We start from the raw sequence: 461 nt of genomic DNA on the forward strand, positions 1-461 counted from the left end.
TCCTGATATTTGCTCTGGAGACCATTTCATCTCCAGCTTTTCCAGAACAAGCTTTCGCAATGGTAAATTTTGATCCAGTAAGCACGGTTTTGGCCTTTTCGCCATTCTGTTGGCTCGGTTATTAGCATCAACAGCTTTGTAATAGCGTCTGCCCCGATTACGCTGAACTTCACGTGAGATCGTCGAAGGACTGCGATTCAGCGCAGTAGCTATCGCACGAATGCTCATTTTGGCTGACAAACCAGCTCGTATCTCCTCGCGCTCAGACAGTGTCAGGTGAGCTACAGCCCGCTTACGCTCATGGGGTTTTATGCCGCCAGTATCCCTTAACATAGTGAAGATCGTTCCGGGTTTTGAACCCAGGATATTCGCTATTTCACTGAAGCCTGTTCCGTTCTTCCATAGTTCAAAAACAGAGGCTTTTTCCTCTGCTGTAAATGTTCGTCTCATTCAAAAAACCT

1 protein-coding gene is annotated in these 461 nt (G+C 46.6%); it reads right to left on the reverse strand.

The features are described 5' to 3' along the window. Positions 1-450 (reverse strand): helix-turn-helix domain-containing protein (locus FHC49_RS11440; protein ID WP_023280996.1); only part of this gene is annotated, 450 nt, incomplete at its 3' end. Positions 451-461: the final 11 nt, after the last annotated feature.

Origin of the sequence: Kluyvera sp. EC_51 (assembly GCF_019584505.1) — a bacterium.
GTDB classification, from domain to species: Bacteria; Pseudomonadota; Gammaproteobacteria; order Enterobacterales; family Enterobacteriaceae; genus Kluyvera; species Kluyvera sichuanensis.